We start from the raw sequence: 15073 nt of genomic DNA, 5'->3' as shown, positions 1-15073 counted from the left end.
TGTTGCTCCAGTACCGGACGCCAAACCCGAAAAGGTCTAATGCCATGACGAGACCCACGCCCGAGTCCCTCGCCCACCGAGCCACGCCGGCCACCGTCGCGGCGGCCGTGAACACCGCCCCGGCCTCGACCGCTCCGGTAGCGACCACGGGCGCCGGCGCGCTCGTCCGGTCGCTCGAGGCGCTCGGCGTCGAGGTCGCGTTCGGCATTCCGGGCGGGGCGATCCTGCCGGCCTACGACCCGCTGTTCGACTCGAAGGTCCGGCACATCCTGGTCCGGCACGAGCAGGGCGCGGGCCACGCGGCGACCGGTTACGCGCAGGCCACCGGCAAGGTCGGGGTGTGCATCGCGACCAGCGGCCCGGGTGCGACGAACCTGGTCACCCCGATCGCCGACGCGTACATGGACTCGGTCCCGATCGTCGCGATCACCGGCCAGGTGGCCCGCCCGTCGATCGGCACCGACGCCTTCCAGGAGGCGGACATCCAGGGCATCACGCTGCCGATCACCAAGCACAACTTCCTCGTGCAGACCGCCGAGGAGCTGCCCCGGATCGTGGCCGAGGCGTTCCACCTGGCGGCCACCGGCCGACCCGGCCCGGTCCTGGTCGACATCCCCAAGGACGTGCTGCAGCAGCAGACCACGTTCACCTGGCCGCCGACCCTGGACCTGCCCGGTTACCGGCCGACCCTGCACCCGCACGGCAAGCAGATCCGTGAGGCGGCCCGGCTGATCGCCCAGGCCAAGCGCCCGGTGCTCTATGTCGGCGGCGGCGTGCTCAAGGCCGGCGCCACCGACGGGCTGCGCAAGCTGGCCGAGCTGACCGGCATGCCGGTGGTCACCACGCTGATGGCGCTCGGCGCGTTCCCCGACTCGCACCCGCAGCACCTGGGCATGCCCGGCATGCACGGTACGGTGCCTGCGGTCTACGCCCTGCAGAAGGCGGACCTGCTGGTCACCCTGGGCGCCCGGTTCGACGACCGGGTGACCGGCAAGCTGGACTCGTTCGCGCCGGACGCCAAGGTGGTGCACGCCGACATCGACCCGGCCGAGATCGGCAAGAACCGGCACGCCGACGTCCCGATCGTCGGCGACGCCCGGCACGTGATCGACGAGCTGATCGCCGCGGTGTCGGCCACCGCCGGCGGCGTCGAGCAGTACCCGGCCTGGTGGGCCACGCTCAACGACATCCGCGAGCGGTACCCGCTGGGTTACGACGAGCCGACCGACGGCACCCTCGCCCCGCAGTACGTGATCGAGCGGATCGGCGCGCTGGTCGGCCCCGACGCGATCTACTGCGCCGGCGTCGGCCAGCACCAGATGTGGGCGTCTCAGTTCATCCGGTACGAGAAGCCGGGCACCTGGCTCAACTCGGGCGGCGCCGGCACCATGGGCTACGCGGTGCCGGCCGCGATGGGCGCCAAGGTGGCCCAGCCGGACACCCAGGTCTGGGCGATCGACGGCGACGGCTGCTTCCAGATGACCAACCAGGAGCTCGCCACCTGCGCGCTGGAGGGCATCCCGATCAAGGTCGCCGTGATCAACAACGGCAACCTGGGCATGGTCCGGCAGTGGCAGACCCTGTTCTACGACGGCCGCTACTCGAACACCGAGCTGGGCACCCACAAGCACCGCATCCCGGACTTCGTGAAGCTGGCCGAGGCGCTCGGCTGCATCGGCCTGCGCTGCGAGTCGAAGGACGACGTCGACAAGGTCATCCAGCAGGCCATGGAGATCAACGACGCGCCGGTGGTCATCGACTTCACGGTCGGCAAGGACGCCATGGTCTGGCCGATGGTGGCGGCCGGCACCAGCAACGACGAGATCATGTTCGCCCGGGACGTGCGTCCCACGTTCGAAGAGGACGACCTCTGATGTCCAACAAGCACACGCTGAGCGTGCTGGTGGAGAACAAGCCCGGTGTGCTGGCCCGGGTCAGCGGCCTGTTCTCCCGACGCAGTTTCAACATCGACTCCCTGGCGGTCGGCGAGACGGAGAACCCGGACGTCAGCCGCATCACGATCGTGGTGGACGCCGAGTCGTCTCCGCTGGAGCAGGTCACGAAGCAGCTCAACAAGCTGGTGAACGTCCTGAAGATCGTGGAGCTGGACCCGGCGCAGTCGGTCCAGCGCGAACTCCTGCTGGTCAAGGTGCGCGCCGACCGGGCGCAGCGCGGCCAGGTGCTGGAGACCGTCGAGCTGTTCCGGGCGCGCGTGATCGACGTCGCTCCGGACACCCTGACGATCGAGGCCACCGGCAACCCCGACAAACTGGATGCGTTGCTGCGCGACCTCGAGCCGTACGGCATCAAGGAGATGGTGCAGTCGGGCCTCGTGGCCATCGGCCGGGGATCCCGCTCCATCACCACGGGCCCAGCCCTGCGTGCCGCCTGATTTTTCAAGACCAGAGAAGAAGGAAGTCATGACCGCCGAAGTGTTCTACGACGACGACGCCGACCTGTCGATCATCCAGGGCAAGAAGGTCGCCGTCATCGGCTACGGCAGCCAGGGCCACGCCCACTCGCTGTCGCTGCGCGACTCGGGTGTCGAGGTCGTCGTCGGCCTGCAGGAGGGTTCCAAGAGCCGTCCGAAGGCCGAGGAGCAGGGCCTGACCGTGAAGACTCCGGCCGAGGCGTCCGCCTGGGCCGACGTGATCATGGTGCTGGCGCCGGACACCGCCCAGCGCAAGATCTACGCCGAGTCGATCGCCCCGCACCTGACCGCCGGCAAGGCGCTGTTCTTCGGCCACGGCCTGAACATCCGCTTCGAGCTGATCAAGCCCCCGGCCGACGTCACCGTCGCGATGGTCGCCCCGAAGGGCCCCGGCCACCTGGTCCGCCGCCAGTACGTCGACGGCAAGGGCGTCCCCGCCCTGATCGCGGTCGAGCAGGACCCGGACGGCAACGGCCAGGCGCTCGCCCTGTCGTACGCGAAGGCGATCGGCGGCACCCGCGCCGGCGTCATCAAGACGACGTTCAAGGAGGAGACCGAGACCGACCTCTTCGGCGAGCAGGCCGTCCTCTGCGGCGGCACCGCGGCCCTGGTCCAGACCGGTTTCGAGGTGCTCACCGAGGCCGGTTACGCCCCGGAGATCGCCTACTTCGAGTGCCTGCACGAGCTGAAGCTGATCGTCGACCTGATGTACGAGGGCGGCATCTCCCGGATGCGCTACAGCGTCTCGGACACCGCCGAGTTCGGCGACTACGTCTCCGGCCCGCGGGTGATCAACGCGGAGACCAAGCAGGAGATGAAGCGGATCCTCGCCGACATCCAGTCCGGCGAGTTCACCCGCCACCTGATCGCCGACGACGAGGCGGGCGGCCCGGAGCTCAAGAAGTACCGCGAGCAGGGCGCGCAGCACCCGATCGAGGTCACCGGCAAGAAGCTCCGCGACATGATGAGCTGGGTGGACAGGCCGATCACCGAGACGGCATAGTCGGACGAAAGGGCGCCTGGTCGATTGCGGCCAGGCGCTTTTTCCTGCCCGAAATCAACGTCGAATTCCTCATATACGCAGGTCCAGCGGGGTGCAGATCGCATGCTCCCGCGCGGGCCGGGCCACGGCGATCTGGCCGCTGGCGCGTCCACAACGATCACCGCGGCCCTTCACTGCCCGTGGGTGGTCACCGAAAACCCGGTGCGGCTCGAACGGCGCACGGCGGGTCGCGGAAAACGCCGTACCATCTAATCTCGTCTATGCCAGCGAGTTGGGTGGAGGCTTGGTGACTTCCATTGTCCTGGTAACCGAGGAATTGGCCCCGGCCGCAATCGATGTTCTCGCCACGGATTTCGAGGTCCGTGCGGTGGACGGCACGGATCGGTCGGTGCTGCTCGACGCCCTGCGAGAGGCCGAGGCGGTGATCGTCCGGAGTGCGACGCGGATCGATGCCGAGGCCCTGGAACACGGTCCGCATCTGCGTGTGGTGGCGCGCGCCGGCGTGGGGCTGGACAACGTCGACATCGCCGCCGCGACCGCTCACGGGGTGATGGTGGTCAACGCGCCGACCAGCAACATCATCTCGGCGGCGGAGCAGGCGGTGGCCCTGCTGCTGTGCACCGCCCGGCACACCGCGACCGCCAGCGCCGCCCTCAAGGCGGGTCGGTGGCAGCGCGCGAAGTTCACCGGGGTGGAGGTGTTCGGCAAGACCGTCGGCGTGGTCGGTCTGGGCCGGATCGGCGTGCTGGTGGCCCAGCGGATGGCCGCGTTCGGCACCACCGTGATCGCCTACGACCCGTATGTGCAGCCGGCCCGCGCCGCGCAGCTCGGCGTCCGCCTGGTCACCCTGGAGGAGCTCCTCCGGGAGAGTGATTTCGTCTCGGTGCACCTGCCCCGCACTCCCGAGACGCTGGGGCTGATCGGCGAGAAGGAACTCGCCACGGTCAAGCCCGGCGTGCGGATCGTGAACGCGGCCCGCGGCGGCCTGGTCGACGAGCGCGCGCTGGCCGACGCGATCGCGGACGGCCGGGTGGCCGGCGCCGGCCTGGACGTCTTCGAGACCGAACCGCTCACCACCTCCCCGCTGTTCGGCTTCGACAGCGTGACGGTCACCCCGCACCTGGGCGCGTCCACGGCCGAGGCGCAGGACAAGGCCGGGCTGGCGGTGGCGCAGAGCGTGCGGCTGGCGCTGCGCGGCGAGTTCGTCCCGGAGGCGGTCAACGTGCGGGCCGGCGGGGCGGTCGACGAGGACGTGCGCCCGCTGCTGCCGCTGGCCGAGAAGCTGGGCCGGGTGTTCACCGCGGTGGCCGGTGGGGTGGCCGCCCGGGTCACCGTGGACGTGCGCGGCGAGGTGGCCACGCACGACGTCGAGGTGCTGCAGCTGGCCACCATGAAGGGCCTGTTCGCCTCGGTGGTGGCCGAGCGGGTCACCTACGTGAACGCGCCGCGGCTGGCCGCCGATCGGGGAGTGGCGGTGGAGCTGGCGACGTCGGAGGACGCCGGCGAGCACGCCGCCCTGATCGTGGTGCGCGGCGCGCTGGCCGACGGGCGGACCATCGCGGTGGCCGGGGCCGGCACGAAGCTGGTCGGGGTGGACGGGTTCGAGCTGGACCTGCCGGCCGACGGGGTGCTGCTGTTCGTCCGCTACCGGGACCGGCCCGGCGTGGTCGGCCGGATCGGCACCGGCCTGGGCGCGGCCGGGCTGAACATCGCGGCGATGCAGGTGGCTCGGGAGGCGGCCGGCGGGGAGGCGCTGATGGTGCTGCTGGTCGACTCCCCGGTCGAGCCGGAGCTGCTGGCCCGGGTGGCGGCTTCGGTGGACGCGAGCAGTGCCGTCTCGGTGGACCTGCGGGGCACCTGAGCGCGTCGTCGCCGGTCCCGGCCGGCGCTGTCCGCCGGCGTTTCCCCGCCCCTGACGGGCGCGCCGTCAGCGGACCTGCGTGGCGCGCAACGGCGGGTAGACCGTCCCGTCCTGCAGGTCGAGCAGGTCGAGGTTGAGCTCGGCGGCCAGCCGCTCGATCGTCTCCAGCACCTGGTCCGGGCAGTTCTCGTCGAGCCGCATCTGGATGTGGTCCGCGGCGGCGTGCAGCGGCGCGCTCGCCCACGGCGTGCCGGGCGCCGTCGCGCGCGGCCCACGATCCGGATAATTGCTGGTCAAAGCGTCGTAGAAGGCGACGACGCGGGGGTCGGCCGGGCGCTGCGGGTGCACGCCCTCGGCACACCGCGCATTGGCGGCGCGCACCTGTTCGGGCGCCGCCGCCGGGTCCATCGCCCACACCACTAGGTCGAAACTCACCGGCGCATGGTGCCATCACCGGAGCCCCCGGGCGCAGAAACCGTGGGCCGACACGCGGGGATGCGTCTTGCGCGTTTTTGGTCCGCATCGCTAGCGTTGTCCCCAGCCGCACGTCTCGGGTGGGCCTGTCTTCGGGTGACGGGATTCGCCGCGGGCCGCGCGGTCACCTTCTGGCGGGACCGAGCCACGCGTCATCGTCGCCACAGCCCCCGTGACCGTTTGCCGCGGTCCGGGGGCTGTTCGCTTCCGGGGTGGCCGACCGGGTCGAGAGTTCAAAAGATGGGACTCTCGTTCCGGTGTTCGGGAATCAGCGTTACCGTGTGTGTTGCTGAACCGGACGTGGGCAGGTCAGCCGGAGACAGGGGAGTCAGACGTGAGCGTGGCGCGGATCGCGGTCGTGGCCGGCGACGGCATCGGGACCGAGGTGACCGCGCAGGCGCGCAAGGTCATTGACGCCGTCCTCCCCGGAGTCGACTACCAGGAGTACGACCTGGGCGCCCGCCTCTACCACCGCACCGGCGAGGTCCTCCCGCGGGCCGTCGAGGACGAGCTGGCCGGCCACGACGCGATCCTGCTCGGCGCGATCGGCGACCCGAGCGTCCCGCCGGGCGTCCTGGAGCGCGGCCTGCTGCTGAAGCTGCGGTTCGACTTCGACCAGTATGTGAACCTCCGCCCGTCGAAGCTCTGGCCCGGCACCACCAGCCCGCTCGCCGGGGTGAAAGCCGGCGAGATCGACATGGTCGTGGTCCGCGAGGGCACCGAGGGTCTCTACGTCGGCGCCGGCGGCGTCCTGCACCGGGACACCCCCGCCGAGATCGCCACCGAGGAGAGCCTGAACACCCGGCACGGCGTCGAGCGGGTCATCCGCGACGCGTTCCAGCGCGCCCAGCGCCGCGAACGCCGCCACCTCACCTGGGTGCACAAGACCAACGTGCTCACCCACGCCGGCAACCTGTGGTCCCGCACGTTCGCCGCGGTCGCCGCGGAGTACCCCGAGATCACCACGGAGTACCAGCACATCGACGCGGCCAGCATGTTCATGGTCAGCAACCCGCAGCGCTACGACGTGATCGTCACCGACAACCTGTTCGGCGACATCCTCACCGACATCGCCGCCGCGGTCACCGGTGGCATCGGCATGGCGGCCAGCGGCTCGGTCAACCCCGAGCGGAAATACCCGTCGACCTTCGAGCCGGTGCACGGCTCCGCCCCGGACATCGCCGGCAAGGGCATCGCCGATCCGGCCGCCGCGATCCTCTCCGCCGCCCTGCTGCTGGAGCACCTGGGCCGGCACGCCGAGGCCGGGCGAGTAACCGAGGCGGTCGCGGCCGAGGTCGCGTCCCGCACGCCGGGCGCGCCGCTGCGTACCGCCGAGGTCGGCGACCGCGTCGCCGCCGCGCTCTGAGCCGGCTCGCCGCCGCGGTCTGAGCGGATTCCCTCCGTACGCCCGGGTTACCCGGGCGTAAACCCCGTGCCCGTTGTTTTAACGACCGTTCGGGGTACATTCATGGGCGCACTCCGGGTGCCCCTCGCATGCTTATTTCTGCAGAAAGCAGGTCCCCTTGCCATGAGCGGTGGTGACAACCTCGACTTCGAGATCCGTCCGAATCCCGCGCCCGTAGGAGACGCTGAGCGCGCCGCCCTGCTGGCGAACCCGGGGTTCGGACGGATCTTCACCGACCACATGGTCACCGTGCGTTATGCCGACGGCAAAGGCTGGTATGAGCCGCGGGTCGAGGCCCGGGCGCCGATCCCGATGGATCCGGCCAGTGCCGTGCTGCACTACGCGCAGGAGATCTTCGAGGGCCTGAAGGCGTACACGCTGCCCGACGGTGGGGTCGCCATGTTCCGCCCGGAGGCGAACGCCGCCCGGTTCGCCCAGTCGGCGGAGCGGATGGCCATGCCGGCCCTGCCCGAGGACCTGTTCCTCAAGTCCCTGCACGAGATCATCTCGATCGACCGGCAGTGGATCCCGGGCGGCGAGGACGGCAGCCTCTACCTGCGGCCGTTCGCCTACGCCAGTGAGGTCTTCCTCGGCGTCCGCCCGGCCCAGGAGTACCTCTTCCTGGTGATCGCCTCCCCGGTCGGACCGTATTTCTCCGGTGGCGTCAAGCCGGTCTCGGTCTGGGTCACCCCGGACTACACCCGGGCGGCTCCCGGCGGCACCGGCGCGGCCAAGTGCGGCGGCAACTACGCAGCCGGCCTGTCCGCCCAGGCCGAGGCCATCGAGCACGGCTGCGACCAGGTCGTCTACCTGGACGCGGTCGAACGGAAGTACATCGACGAGCTCGGCGGCATGAACGTCTTCCTGGTCCTCGACGACGGCACCCTGGTCACCCCGCCGCTGACCGGCACGATCCTGCCCGGCATCACCCGCGACTCGGTGATCAGACTGGCCGAGCGCGCCGGCCGCCGCGTCGAGGAGCGGGCGATCAGCCTCCAGGAGTGGCGCGACGGCGCCGCCTCCGGCCGCGTCCGCGAGGCCTTCGCCTGCGGTACGGCGGCGGTGATCACCCCGATCGGCACCATCCGCAGCCTGGACGGCGACTTCACCATCGCCGACGGCGGCCCCGGCGAGATCACCATGGGTCTCCGCAAGGAGTTGGTCGACATCCAGCGCGGCCGCGCCGAGGACACCTTCGGCTGGGTCCACCGCGTCTTCTGACGTCATCCACCGGGTTATCGATCCGTACCCACCGCTTCTTATGACGGTCGGCCCACGCGTCTTCTGGCGCGTGGGCCGACCGCTTTCTTCTCTCCGCGTGATCAGCCACCGACTCCACCGGCTGTGATCGACCTTTTCGTCTGCCGCCGACGCCAGTAGTGACAGCCGTTAACCCCTGTCGTGCGACTAGCCTTTATGCGTCAAGCTGTCTAGCGTCAATGTCATGCCCAGCCAAACGCACGAGACCCTCATCGAGATGTTCCGGGGCCGGCCGGCGCTCGCGGCGGATGTGCTCGACCGGACGTTGCGGATCCCCGTGCCGGAATTCGACGAGGCGCTCCTGGCCTCCGCCGAGCTCGCCGACGTCGCGCCCACCGAATACCGAGCCGACGCCGTCGTCACCCTGAGCCGGGCGGGCGTCGCGGTGCTCGCCGTCATCATCGAGGTGCAGCTCCGCGTCGACCAGCGCAAGCGCTTGTCCTGGCCGGCCTACGTGGGCACCCTCTACGCCCGGGTCGGCTGCCCGGTCGCGCTGCTGGTCGTCTGCCCACACCCCAAGATCGCCACCTGGGCGGCAACGGCGATCGCCGTCGGCCCGCCCGGCTCGACGGTGGCCCCGATCGCGCTCGGCCCCGAACAGATACCCGTCGTCACCGATCCCGACGAGGCTCGTTCCAGTCCCGAGCTGGCAGTCATGTCCACCCTCGCCCACCTCGCCCACATCACCGACTCCGAGCGGACCGCGCTGCTCAACGCCACATTCACCGGACTCGACACCATCGAACCGAGCCGCGCCGCTCTATACACTGACCTCATGCTCGCGGTCATGCCGCAGGCGGCTCGGAAGCTCCTGGAGGATTACATGATCACTACGGATAACCCTTACCAGAGCGACTTCGCCCGCCGCTACTTCGCCGCGGGTGAGGCCCGGGGTGAAGCCCGGGGTGAAGCCAAATCCGTCCTGGCTGTCCTCCATGCACGCGGCATCGAGACGCCGGAGTCGTTCCGCGCCAAGTTGATGGCCTGCACCGACGAGGCCCTGCTTGCCCGGCTGATCCAGCAGGCGGCCACTGCCGAGCAGCTGGGAGACCTGGACCCCGTTGACTGATCCGGCTCCTGACGTGCATCCGCAGATCCCGCCGTCCACCGGACGTCCGAGCCATGGCGCGCAGAGCGAGGCTGAGCTTGCCATGATCGCCGCGAGTCACCACTACCGCAGCGACTTCGCCCGCTGCCACTTCGCTGAGGGCTGGATCAATGGCCGGGCACAAGCCCGGGCAAAGACCCGGGCACAGGGCAAGGCCGAGTCCATTCTGACCGTCCTCGATGTGCGCGGGATTGAGACGCCGGAGTCGTTCCGCGAGAGGTTGATGGCCTGCACCGACGAGGCCCTGCTCGGCCGGCTGATCAGGCAGGCCAGCACTGTCGAGCAGCTGGACGACCTGGACTCGCTGGACTCCCTAGACGAACCCGAACCGTAGACGTTCCGGGCTCACCCGCCGGATGGCTCGGGCTTGCCGAGCGCCAAAGCGAGGCTGTGGCCGCCGCCGGCGCCTTTGCAGCCGCCGCCAGACGCAACTGGCTGCGGCCTGCGCATATCGGCGTGCCGCCGTCAGCCACCTCGTTGCCTGACCACCGCGTGGCGGCGCGGTTCTCAGCGGGTCGCGTTGGGAACTTCAGTCCTCGTCGCCGCGGCGGTTGCGTTTGATCTGGGCTCGGCGTTTCTTCTCGCCGATGCGGCGTTCGACCGAGCCGCGCGTCGGTTTGGTGGCGCGCCGCTGGCGGGGCGGGGCCGCGATCGCCTCGCCCACCCGCATGGCCAGGCGGGCCTCGGCGGCCTCCCGGTTGCGGAGTTGGGAGCGGTGCTCGGAGGCGGTGATCGTCAGCACCCCGTCGACCAGGCGGCTGCCCAGGCGTTCGACGGCCCGCTCCTTCAAGGCGGGCGAGAGCAGCCCGGAGGCGAGCAGGTTCCAGGACAGCTCCACCCGGGAGTCGGTGGTGTTGACGCCCTGCCCGCCGGGCCCGCTGGAGCGGGAGAAACGCCACGAGAGCTCGGCCTCGGGGATGGCCAGGCCGGGCCGGATCAGCACGTCGGCCATGACGTCCCTTTCGCAGAATGCCGGTGATCGAGTACGCGGCAAGTCTGGCACCCGTCCGCTCGATCCCGCCACGGGGTTATCCACGGACACCGGGCGGGGTCGCCGAGACGAACGCGGCGGACACCGGGCGGGGCCGCCGGGACGGCGGATGCGGGGCGCAGGAGGGACGGAACCGAGCGATACACGGCATGATGGGTCGGGTGACGTCACCATCCGCACCGGTCGCCACGACCGGGTATCCGTGGCCTATCGAAACCACGCGGCTGGCGAACGGCCTCCGGGTCGTCGTCAGCGAGGACCGGACCGCCCCGGTCGTCTGCGTCAATCTCTGGTATGACGTCGGCTCGCGGCACGAACCGCCCGGTCAGACCGGTTTCGCGCACCTCTTCGAGCATCTGATGTTCGAGGGCTCGCAGCATGTGAAGAAGACCGAGCACATGCGGCTCGTGCAGGGCAACGGCGGTTCGCTGAACGCGACGACGAACCCGGACCGGACGAACTACTTCGAGAGCATGCCGTCGGAGCATCTGGAGCTGGCGCTCTGGCTGGAGGCCGACCGGATGGGCGGCCTGGTTCCGGCACTCACCCAGGAGACGCTGGACAACCAGCGCGAGGTGGTGAAGAACGAGCGCCGCCAGCGGTATGACAACGTGCCGTACGGGGACGCCTGGCTGCGTCTGCTGCCGCTGCTCTACCCGCCGGGGCACCCGTATCACCATGCCACGATCGGCTCGATGGAGGATCTGAACGCGGCCGCCCTGGAAACCTTCCAGGCGTTCCACGCGCAGTATTACGCGCCGAACAATGCGGTGCTGACGGTCGCCGGGGATGCCCCGCCGGCCGAGGTGTTCGCGCTGGCCGAGAAGTATTTCGGCGGGATCGAGCCGGTGCCGGGGATTCCGCCGGCGCCGAACGGGCATCTGGCCGGGCCGGCGACCGAGCCGGTGCGGGAGACGGTGACCGCGGCTGTTCCGGCGCCGCGGATCTACCTGTCGCACCGGACGTATCCGTTCGGCACCGCCGGCTATGACGCGATCACCGTGCTGGCCACGGTGCTGGGCAGTGGCCGGGGCAGCCGGCTCTACCAGCGGCTGGCCGACGGCAAGCGGATCGCGCAGCCGGATTACATCGGGTCGTACGGGGTCGATCTGGCGCACGCGCCGGCTCCGCTGATCGTGACCGCGACCGCGAAGGACGGGGTGAGCGTCGACGAGTTGGAGGCGGGCCTGGACGAGGTGCTGCGCAGCCTGGTCGACGAGCCGGTCACCGAGGAGGAGCTGAACCGGGCCAAGGCGCTGCTGACCACCGGCTGGTGGCGGCAGGTGTCCACGGTCGGCGGCCGGGCCGACACGCTGGGGCGGTATGCGACGCAGTTCGGTGATCCGGCGACCGCCGGGTACCGCCTGCCGGCGTGGCTGGCGGTGACCGCCGACGATGTCACCGAGGCGGCCGCCCGCACGCTGCAGAAGGAGTCCCGGGTCACCCTCACCTACCTGCCGGAGAAGGCGGAGGAGGCAGCATGAGTCTCGTCACGACACGCCCCGAGCCGGGCACGGCCCGCCCGTACGCGTTCCCGTCGGTCCGCCGGGTGACCGCGCACGGCGGCACGGTGATCGCCGCGCACCTGCCGGGTCAGATGCTGGCCACCGCGATCCTGCTGCTGGACGCCAGCGCCGCCCGCGAGCCGGCGGGCCGGGAGGGCACCGCGACGGTGCTCGCCAAGTCGCTGGAGGAGGGCACGAGCAAGCGCGATTCCGCGGCGTACGCGCTGGCTCTGGAGGGGTTGGGCGCCGAGCTGTCCCCGTCGGTCGACTGGGACACCTTCCGGGTCGGCGTGTCGGCGCCGGCCCCGCAGCTGACCGGCGCGGTCCGGCTGGCCGCCGAGGCCGCCCGCACGCCGAAGCTGGATCCGGCGGATGTGGCCCGGGTCCGCGACGACGAGGTGACCGCGCTGCGGATGGACTGGGCGCAGCCGGGCCCGCGGGCGGACGCCGCGTTGCGCGGCGACCTGTTCGCCGGCGAGGGGCGGTACAGCCGGCCGTTGCACGGTGATCCGGCCTCGGTGGCCGCGGTGACCGTCGACGACGTGCTCGCCTTCCACCGCGAGTGGATGCTGCGGCCGGGGGTGCTGCTGGTCGCCGGTGACCTGGACGGGCTGGACCTGACCGAGCTGGCCGAGGCCGCGTTCGCCGGCACGTCCGGGCAGGCCCTGGCCGTGGAGGCGCCGCTGGGCCTGGTGGTTCCGGCGAAGCCGCACGTGATCCTGGTGGACCGGCCGGGCTCGGTGCAGTCGACGCTGCGGGTCGGTCACCGGGCGCCGGAGCGGGCCACCCCGGACTACGTGCCGATGACGCTGATGGCCACGGTGCTGGGTGGGGCGTTCACGTCCCGGCTCAATCACCTGATCCGTGAGGTGAAGGGTTACACGTACGGGATCCGCGGCTCCTATGCGATGACCCGCCGGGCGGGCCGTTTCGAGGTGGCCGCCGGGGTGCAGACCGCGGTGACCGGGCCGGCGATCGCGGACACGCTCGGCGAGATCCGGCGCACCCAGGTGGACGGGGTGACCGAGGCGGAGCTGGCGGTCGCCCGGTCGTGGCGGGCCGGTCAGCTGTCGGTGGAGATGCAGACGCCGGGGGCGATCGCCGGGGCGCTGGCCACCCTGGTGGTGCACGGGCTGCCGGACGACTATTTCGAGACGCTGCGCCGGGAGTATCTGGAGGCCACCGTCGAGCAGGTGTCCGCGGCCGCGGCCCGGCACCTGGCGGTGGACGGGCTGACCCTGGTGGTCGAGGGCGACGGCGAGAAGATCCGGGCGGAACTGGCGGAGTTCGGCGACCTGACCGAAGCGGCACTCTGAGCCCACTCCGGGGCGTCACCCGCCGGTGACGTCCCGGAGCTGGTCACGGGTCGATAGCGTCGGCCCCATGACGATCACCGAGGCGCCACCGGTCACGACCGGACGGCGCGGAGCGACGATCCTGTTCTGGCTGCTGCTCACGCCCGGTCTGGTCTGGACGGTGATCCGGCTCAGCGGCTGGGAGGCCGGTCGGCTCATCCAGGTGCTGCCGTTCACCCCGTACGTGGCAGTCGGATCGTGGTTGCCGGCCCTGCTGGCGCTGTTCTTCCGCCGGTGGGCGGCCGGCGCGGCCGGCGTTCTGATCGCGGTCGCGCTGGCCGCGTGTGTCCTGCCGCGCGCCCTGCCCGACCTGGACCGGGGCCCCTCGCACGGCGTCACGCTGCGGGTGATGACCGCGAACCTGCTGCTCGGCGGTGCCGACACGACCGAGATCACCCAGCTGGTCCGGGACAACGACGTGGCGGTGCTCGCGGTGCAGGAGTTCAGCCCGGCGGCGCAGGCCCGGCTGACCGAGGCCGGGCTGGACCGGCTGCTGCCCTACCATTCGCTGGCCGCCGAGCCGGGTGCCAGCGGTTCCGGGTTGTACGCGCGGTTCCCGCTGGCCGATCCGGGGCAGAAGCGCAACCACGGCGGGTTCCTGCAGACGTTCGGGACGTTGCAGGCGCCGGGCGCCGCCCCGGTCTTCGTCGAGTCGGTGCACCCGCTGGCGCCGTCGGCGCCGCTCACCTTCCACGCCTGGCGGGTCGACCTGCGCGAGGAGCCGCGGTCCGACGGCGACAATCCGAACCGGATCCTGCTCGGCGATTTCAACTCGACGCTGGACCACAGCGCGCTGCGGGACCTGATCTCGCACGGGTACCGGGATGCCGCGGACACCGTCGGCGACGGACTGATCGGCACCTGGGGACCGTACGACGGCGATATGATCCCCCCGGTGATCATCGATCACGTTCTGGTCGACGAGCGGATCGGAGTCCGTGAGGTGTCCGTGCACGGGGTGGACAGGTCGGATCATCGTTCGGTGATCGCCACGCTGACCCTGCCGGCGGCGTCGTGAACGTCACGATCCGTCCGGTGACGCTGACCGACGTGCCCGAGCTGACCGAGGTGATCAAGGCGAGCCGGGAGCACCTGGCGCCCTGGGAGCCGATCCGTGACGAGAGTTTCTTCACCGTCGCCGGCCAGTGGAAGATCCTCGACGATCTGCTGAACGCCGGGACCGGCCTGCCGCACGTGATCCTGGTCGACGGCGCGATCGCCGGCCGGGTGAACCTGCAGACCGTGGTGCGCGGCCCGTTCCAGTCCTGCACCCTGGGCTACTGGGTGGCGCCGGCGCACGGCGGGCGCGGGGTCGCCTCGTTCGCGGTGGGCGAGGTGCTGCGGCTCGCGTTCACCGAGTACGGCCTGCACCGGGTGGAGGCGGCCACCCTGCTGCACAACGTGCGGTCGCAGCGGGTGCTGGCGAAGAACGGCTTCGAGCGGTTCGGGATGGCCCCGCGCTACCTGAACATCGCCGGCGACTGGCAGGACCACTACCTGTTCCAGACCGTCGCGGAAAACTGGTTGGAGCAGCGCAAGGCCGAGTCCTAGTCTCGGGGGCATGCACAGCAGCAGCGTGATCACGACTACGCCGGCACGTCCCGGCGTCGAGTCGCGCTGACTCACCGACCCCGGGCGATCCGCCCGGGGCTTCGACACGGTGCCGTGCGGGTCGCTCCG

Annotated in this window: 14 protein-coding genes; 12 read left to right on the top strand and 2 right to left on the bottom strand. The window is 70.9% G+C overall.

Annotated features, from left to right (window positions below):
* Positions 1-44: 44 nt before the first annotated feature.
* The 4 genes from ACSP50_RS36315 to serA all read left to right on the top strand — a co-directional run bounded on the left by ACSP50_RS36315 (position 45) and on the right by serA (position 5295).
* Positions 45-1874 carry an acetolactate synthase large subunit gene (locus ACSP50_RS36315; RefSeq protein ID WP_014694312.1) on the top strand — a complete coding sequence of 610 codons (1830 nt, stop codon included), beginning with the start codon at positions 45-47 and terminating at the stop codon, positions 1872-1874.
* The gene (ilvN, locus tag ACSP50_RS36310; RefSeq protein WP_014694311.1) at positions 1874-2392 is read left to right on the top strand and encodes an acetolactate synthase small subunit; all 519 of its coding nucleotides are present in this window, start codon (positions 1874-1876) and stop codon (positions 2390-2392) included. Before ACSP50_RS36315 ends, ilvN begins: the two co-directional genes overlap by 1 nt.
* A 28-nt stretch (positions 2393-2420) precedes the next feature.
* Entirely contained in the window at positions 2421-3434 is a 1014-nt protein-coding gene (gene ilvC / locus ACSP50_RS36305) for a ketol-acid reductoisomerase (RefSeq protein WP_014694310.1), read from the top strand.
* Between the two features lie 286 nt (positions 3435-3720).
* Positions 3721-5295, top strand: coding sequence for a phosphoglycerate dehydrogenase (gene serA, locus ACSP50_RS36300; protein WP_014694309.1), 1575 nt, complete (start codon positions 3721-3723; stop codon positions 5293-5295).
* Positions 5296-5361: 66 nt separating this feature from the next.
* Here serA and ACSP50_RS36295 read toward each other — a convergent pair whose 3' ends face one another.
* On the bottom strand, positions 5362-5703 hold the full coding sequence (locus ACSP50_RS36295; protein ID WP_014694308.1) for a hypothetical protein: 342 nt from the start codon (positions 5701-5703) through the stop codon (positions 5362-5364).
* A gap of 400 nt (positions 5704-6103) precedes the next feature.
* On the opposite strand from ACSP50_RS36295, the gene ACSP50_RS36290 reads away from it, so the two are divergent.
* From ACSP50_RS36290 to ACSP50_RS36275, 4 genes are all read left to right on the top strand, one after another.
* Entirely contained in the window at positions 6104-7135 is a 1032-nt protein-coding gene (locus tag ACSP50_RS36290; protein WP_014694307.1) for a 3-isopropylmalate dehydrogenase, read from the top strand.
* 162 nt (positions 7136-7297) lie between these two features.
* The gene (locus ACSP50_RS36285; protein ID WP_014694306.1) at positions 7298-8395 is read left to right on the top strand and encodes a branched-chain amino acid aminotransferase; all 1098 of its coding nucleotides are present in this window, start codon (positions 7298-7300) and stop codon (positions 8393-8395) included.
* 223 nt (positions 8396-8618) lie between these two features.
* Positions 8619-9503, top strand: coding sequence for a hypothetical protein (locus ACSP50_RS36280; RefSeq protein WP_014694305.1), 885 nt, complete (start codon positions 8619-8621; stop codon positions 9501-9503).
* A gap of 13 nt (positions 9504-9516) precedes the next feature.
* Entirely contained in the window at positions 9517-9876 is a 360-nt protein-coding gene (locus ACSP50_RS36275; RefSeq protein WP_052311812.1) for a hypothetical protein, read from the top strand.
* Positions 9877-10071: 195 nt separating this feature from the next.
* Here ACSP50_RS36275 and arfB read toward each other — a convergent pair whose 3' ends face one another.
* Entirely contained in the window at positions 10072-10494 is a 423-nt protein-coding gene (gene arfB, locus ACSP50_RS36270; protein ID WP_014694303.1) for an alternative ribosome rescue aminoacyl-tRNA hydrolase ArfB, read from the bottom strand.
* Positions 10495-10685: 191 nt separating this feature from the next.
* Between arfB and ACSP50_RS36265 the strand changes: the two genes are divergently transcribed.
* The 4 genes from ACSP50_RS36265 (at position 10686) to ACSP50_RS36250 (ending at position 14944) form a co-directional block, all read left to right on the top strand.
* Complete coding sequence (locus ACSP50_RS36265) at positions 10686-12017, top strand: pitrilysin family protein (protein WP_052311985.1); 1332 nt, start codon at positions 10686-10688, stop codon at positions 12015-12017.
* Positions 12014-13354: a pitrilysin family protein gene (locus ACSP50_RS36260; RefSeq protein ID WP_014694301.1), complete on the top strand. Its 1341-nt coding sequence runs from the start codon at positions 12014-12016 to the stop codon at positions 13352-13354. Before ACSP50_RS36265 ends, ACSP50_RS36260 begins: the two co-directional genes overlap by 4 nt.
* Positions 13355-13421: 67 nt before the next feature.
* On the top strand, positions 13422-14411 hold the full coding sequence (locus ACSP50_RS36255) for an endonuclease/exonuclease/phosphatase family protein (RefSeq protein WP_014694300.1): 990 nt from the start codon (positions 13422-13424) through the stop codon (positions 14409-14411).
* A complete protein-coding gene (locus tag ACSP50_RS36250; protein ID WP_014694299.1) occupies positions 14408-14944 on the top strand; it encodes a GNAT family N-acetyltransferase in 537 nt (178 codons plus the stop codon). Before ACSP50_RS36255 ends, ACSP50_RS36250 begins: the two co-directional genes overlap by 4 nt.
* Positions 14945-15073: the final 129 nt, after the last annotated feature.

It is taken from the genome of Actinoplanes sp. SE50/110 (assembly GCF_900119315.1).
GTDB lineage: Bacteria > Actinomycetota > Actinomycetes > Mycobacteriales > Micromonosporaceae > Actinoplanes.
Note: the sequence above shows the minus strand (reverse complement) of the source record. Positions and strands in the feature narration are given on the sequence as shown.

What these genes read in the sequence shown, in the direction of transcription:
- ACSP50_RS36315 (WP_014694312.1), top strand. Translation starts at nt 45, where the DNA reads ATGACGAGACCCACGCCCGAGTCCCTCGCCCACCGAGCCACGCCGGCC.
- ilvN (WP_014694311.1), top strand. Translation starts at nt 1,874, where the DNA reads ATGTCCAACAAGCACACGCTGAGCGTGCTGGTGGAGAACAAGCCCGGT.
- ilvC (WP_014694310.1), top strand. Translation starts at nt 2,421, where the DNA reads ATGACCGCCGAAGTGTTCTACGACGACGACGCCGACCTGTCGATCATC.
- ACSP50_RS36295 (WP_014694308.1), bottom strand. Translation starts at nt 5,703, where the DNA reads ATGGACCCGGCGGCGGCGCCCGAACAGGTGCGCGCCGCCAATGCGCGG.
- ACSP50_RS36285 (WP_014694306.1), top strand. Translation starts at nt 7,298, where the DNA reads ATGAGCGGTGGTGACAACCTCGACTTCGAGATCCGTCCGAATCCCGCG.
- ACSP50_RS36280 (WP_014694305.1), top strand. Translation starts at nt 8,619, where the DNA reads ATGCCCAGCCAAACGCACGAGACCCTCATCGAGATGTTCCGGGGCCGG.
- arfB (WP_014694303.1), bottom strand. Translation starts at nt 10,494, where the DNA reads ATGGCCGACGTGCTGATCCGGCCCGGCCTGGCCATCCCCGAGGCCGAG.
- ACSP50_RS36265 (WP_052311985.1), top strand. Translation starts at nt 10,686, where the DNA reads ATGGGTCGGGTGACGTCACCATCCGCACCGGTCGCCACGACCGGGTAT.
- ACSP50_RS36260 (WP_014694301.1), top strand. Translation starts at nt 12,014, where the DNA reads ATGAGTCTCGTCACGACACGCCCCGAGCCGGGCACGGCCCGCCCGTAC.
- ACSP50_RS36255 (WP_014694300.1), top strand. Translation starts at nt 13,422, where the DNA reads ATGACGATCACCGAGGCGCCACCGGTCACGACCGGACGGCGCGGAGCG.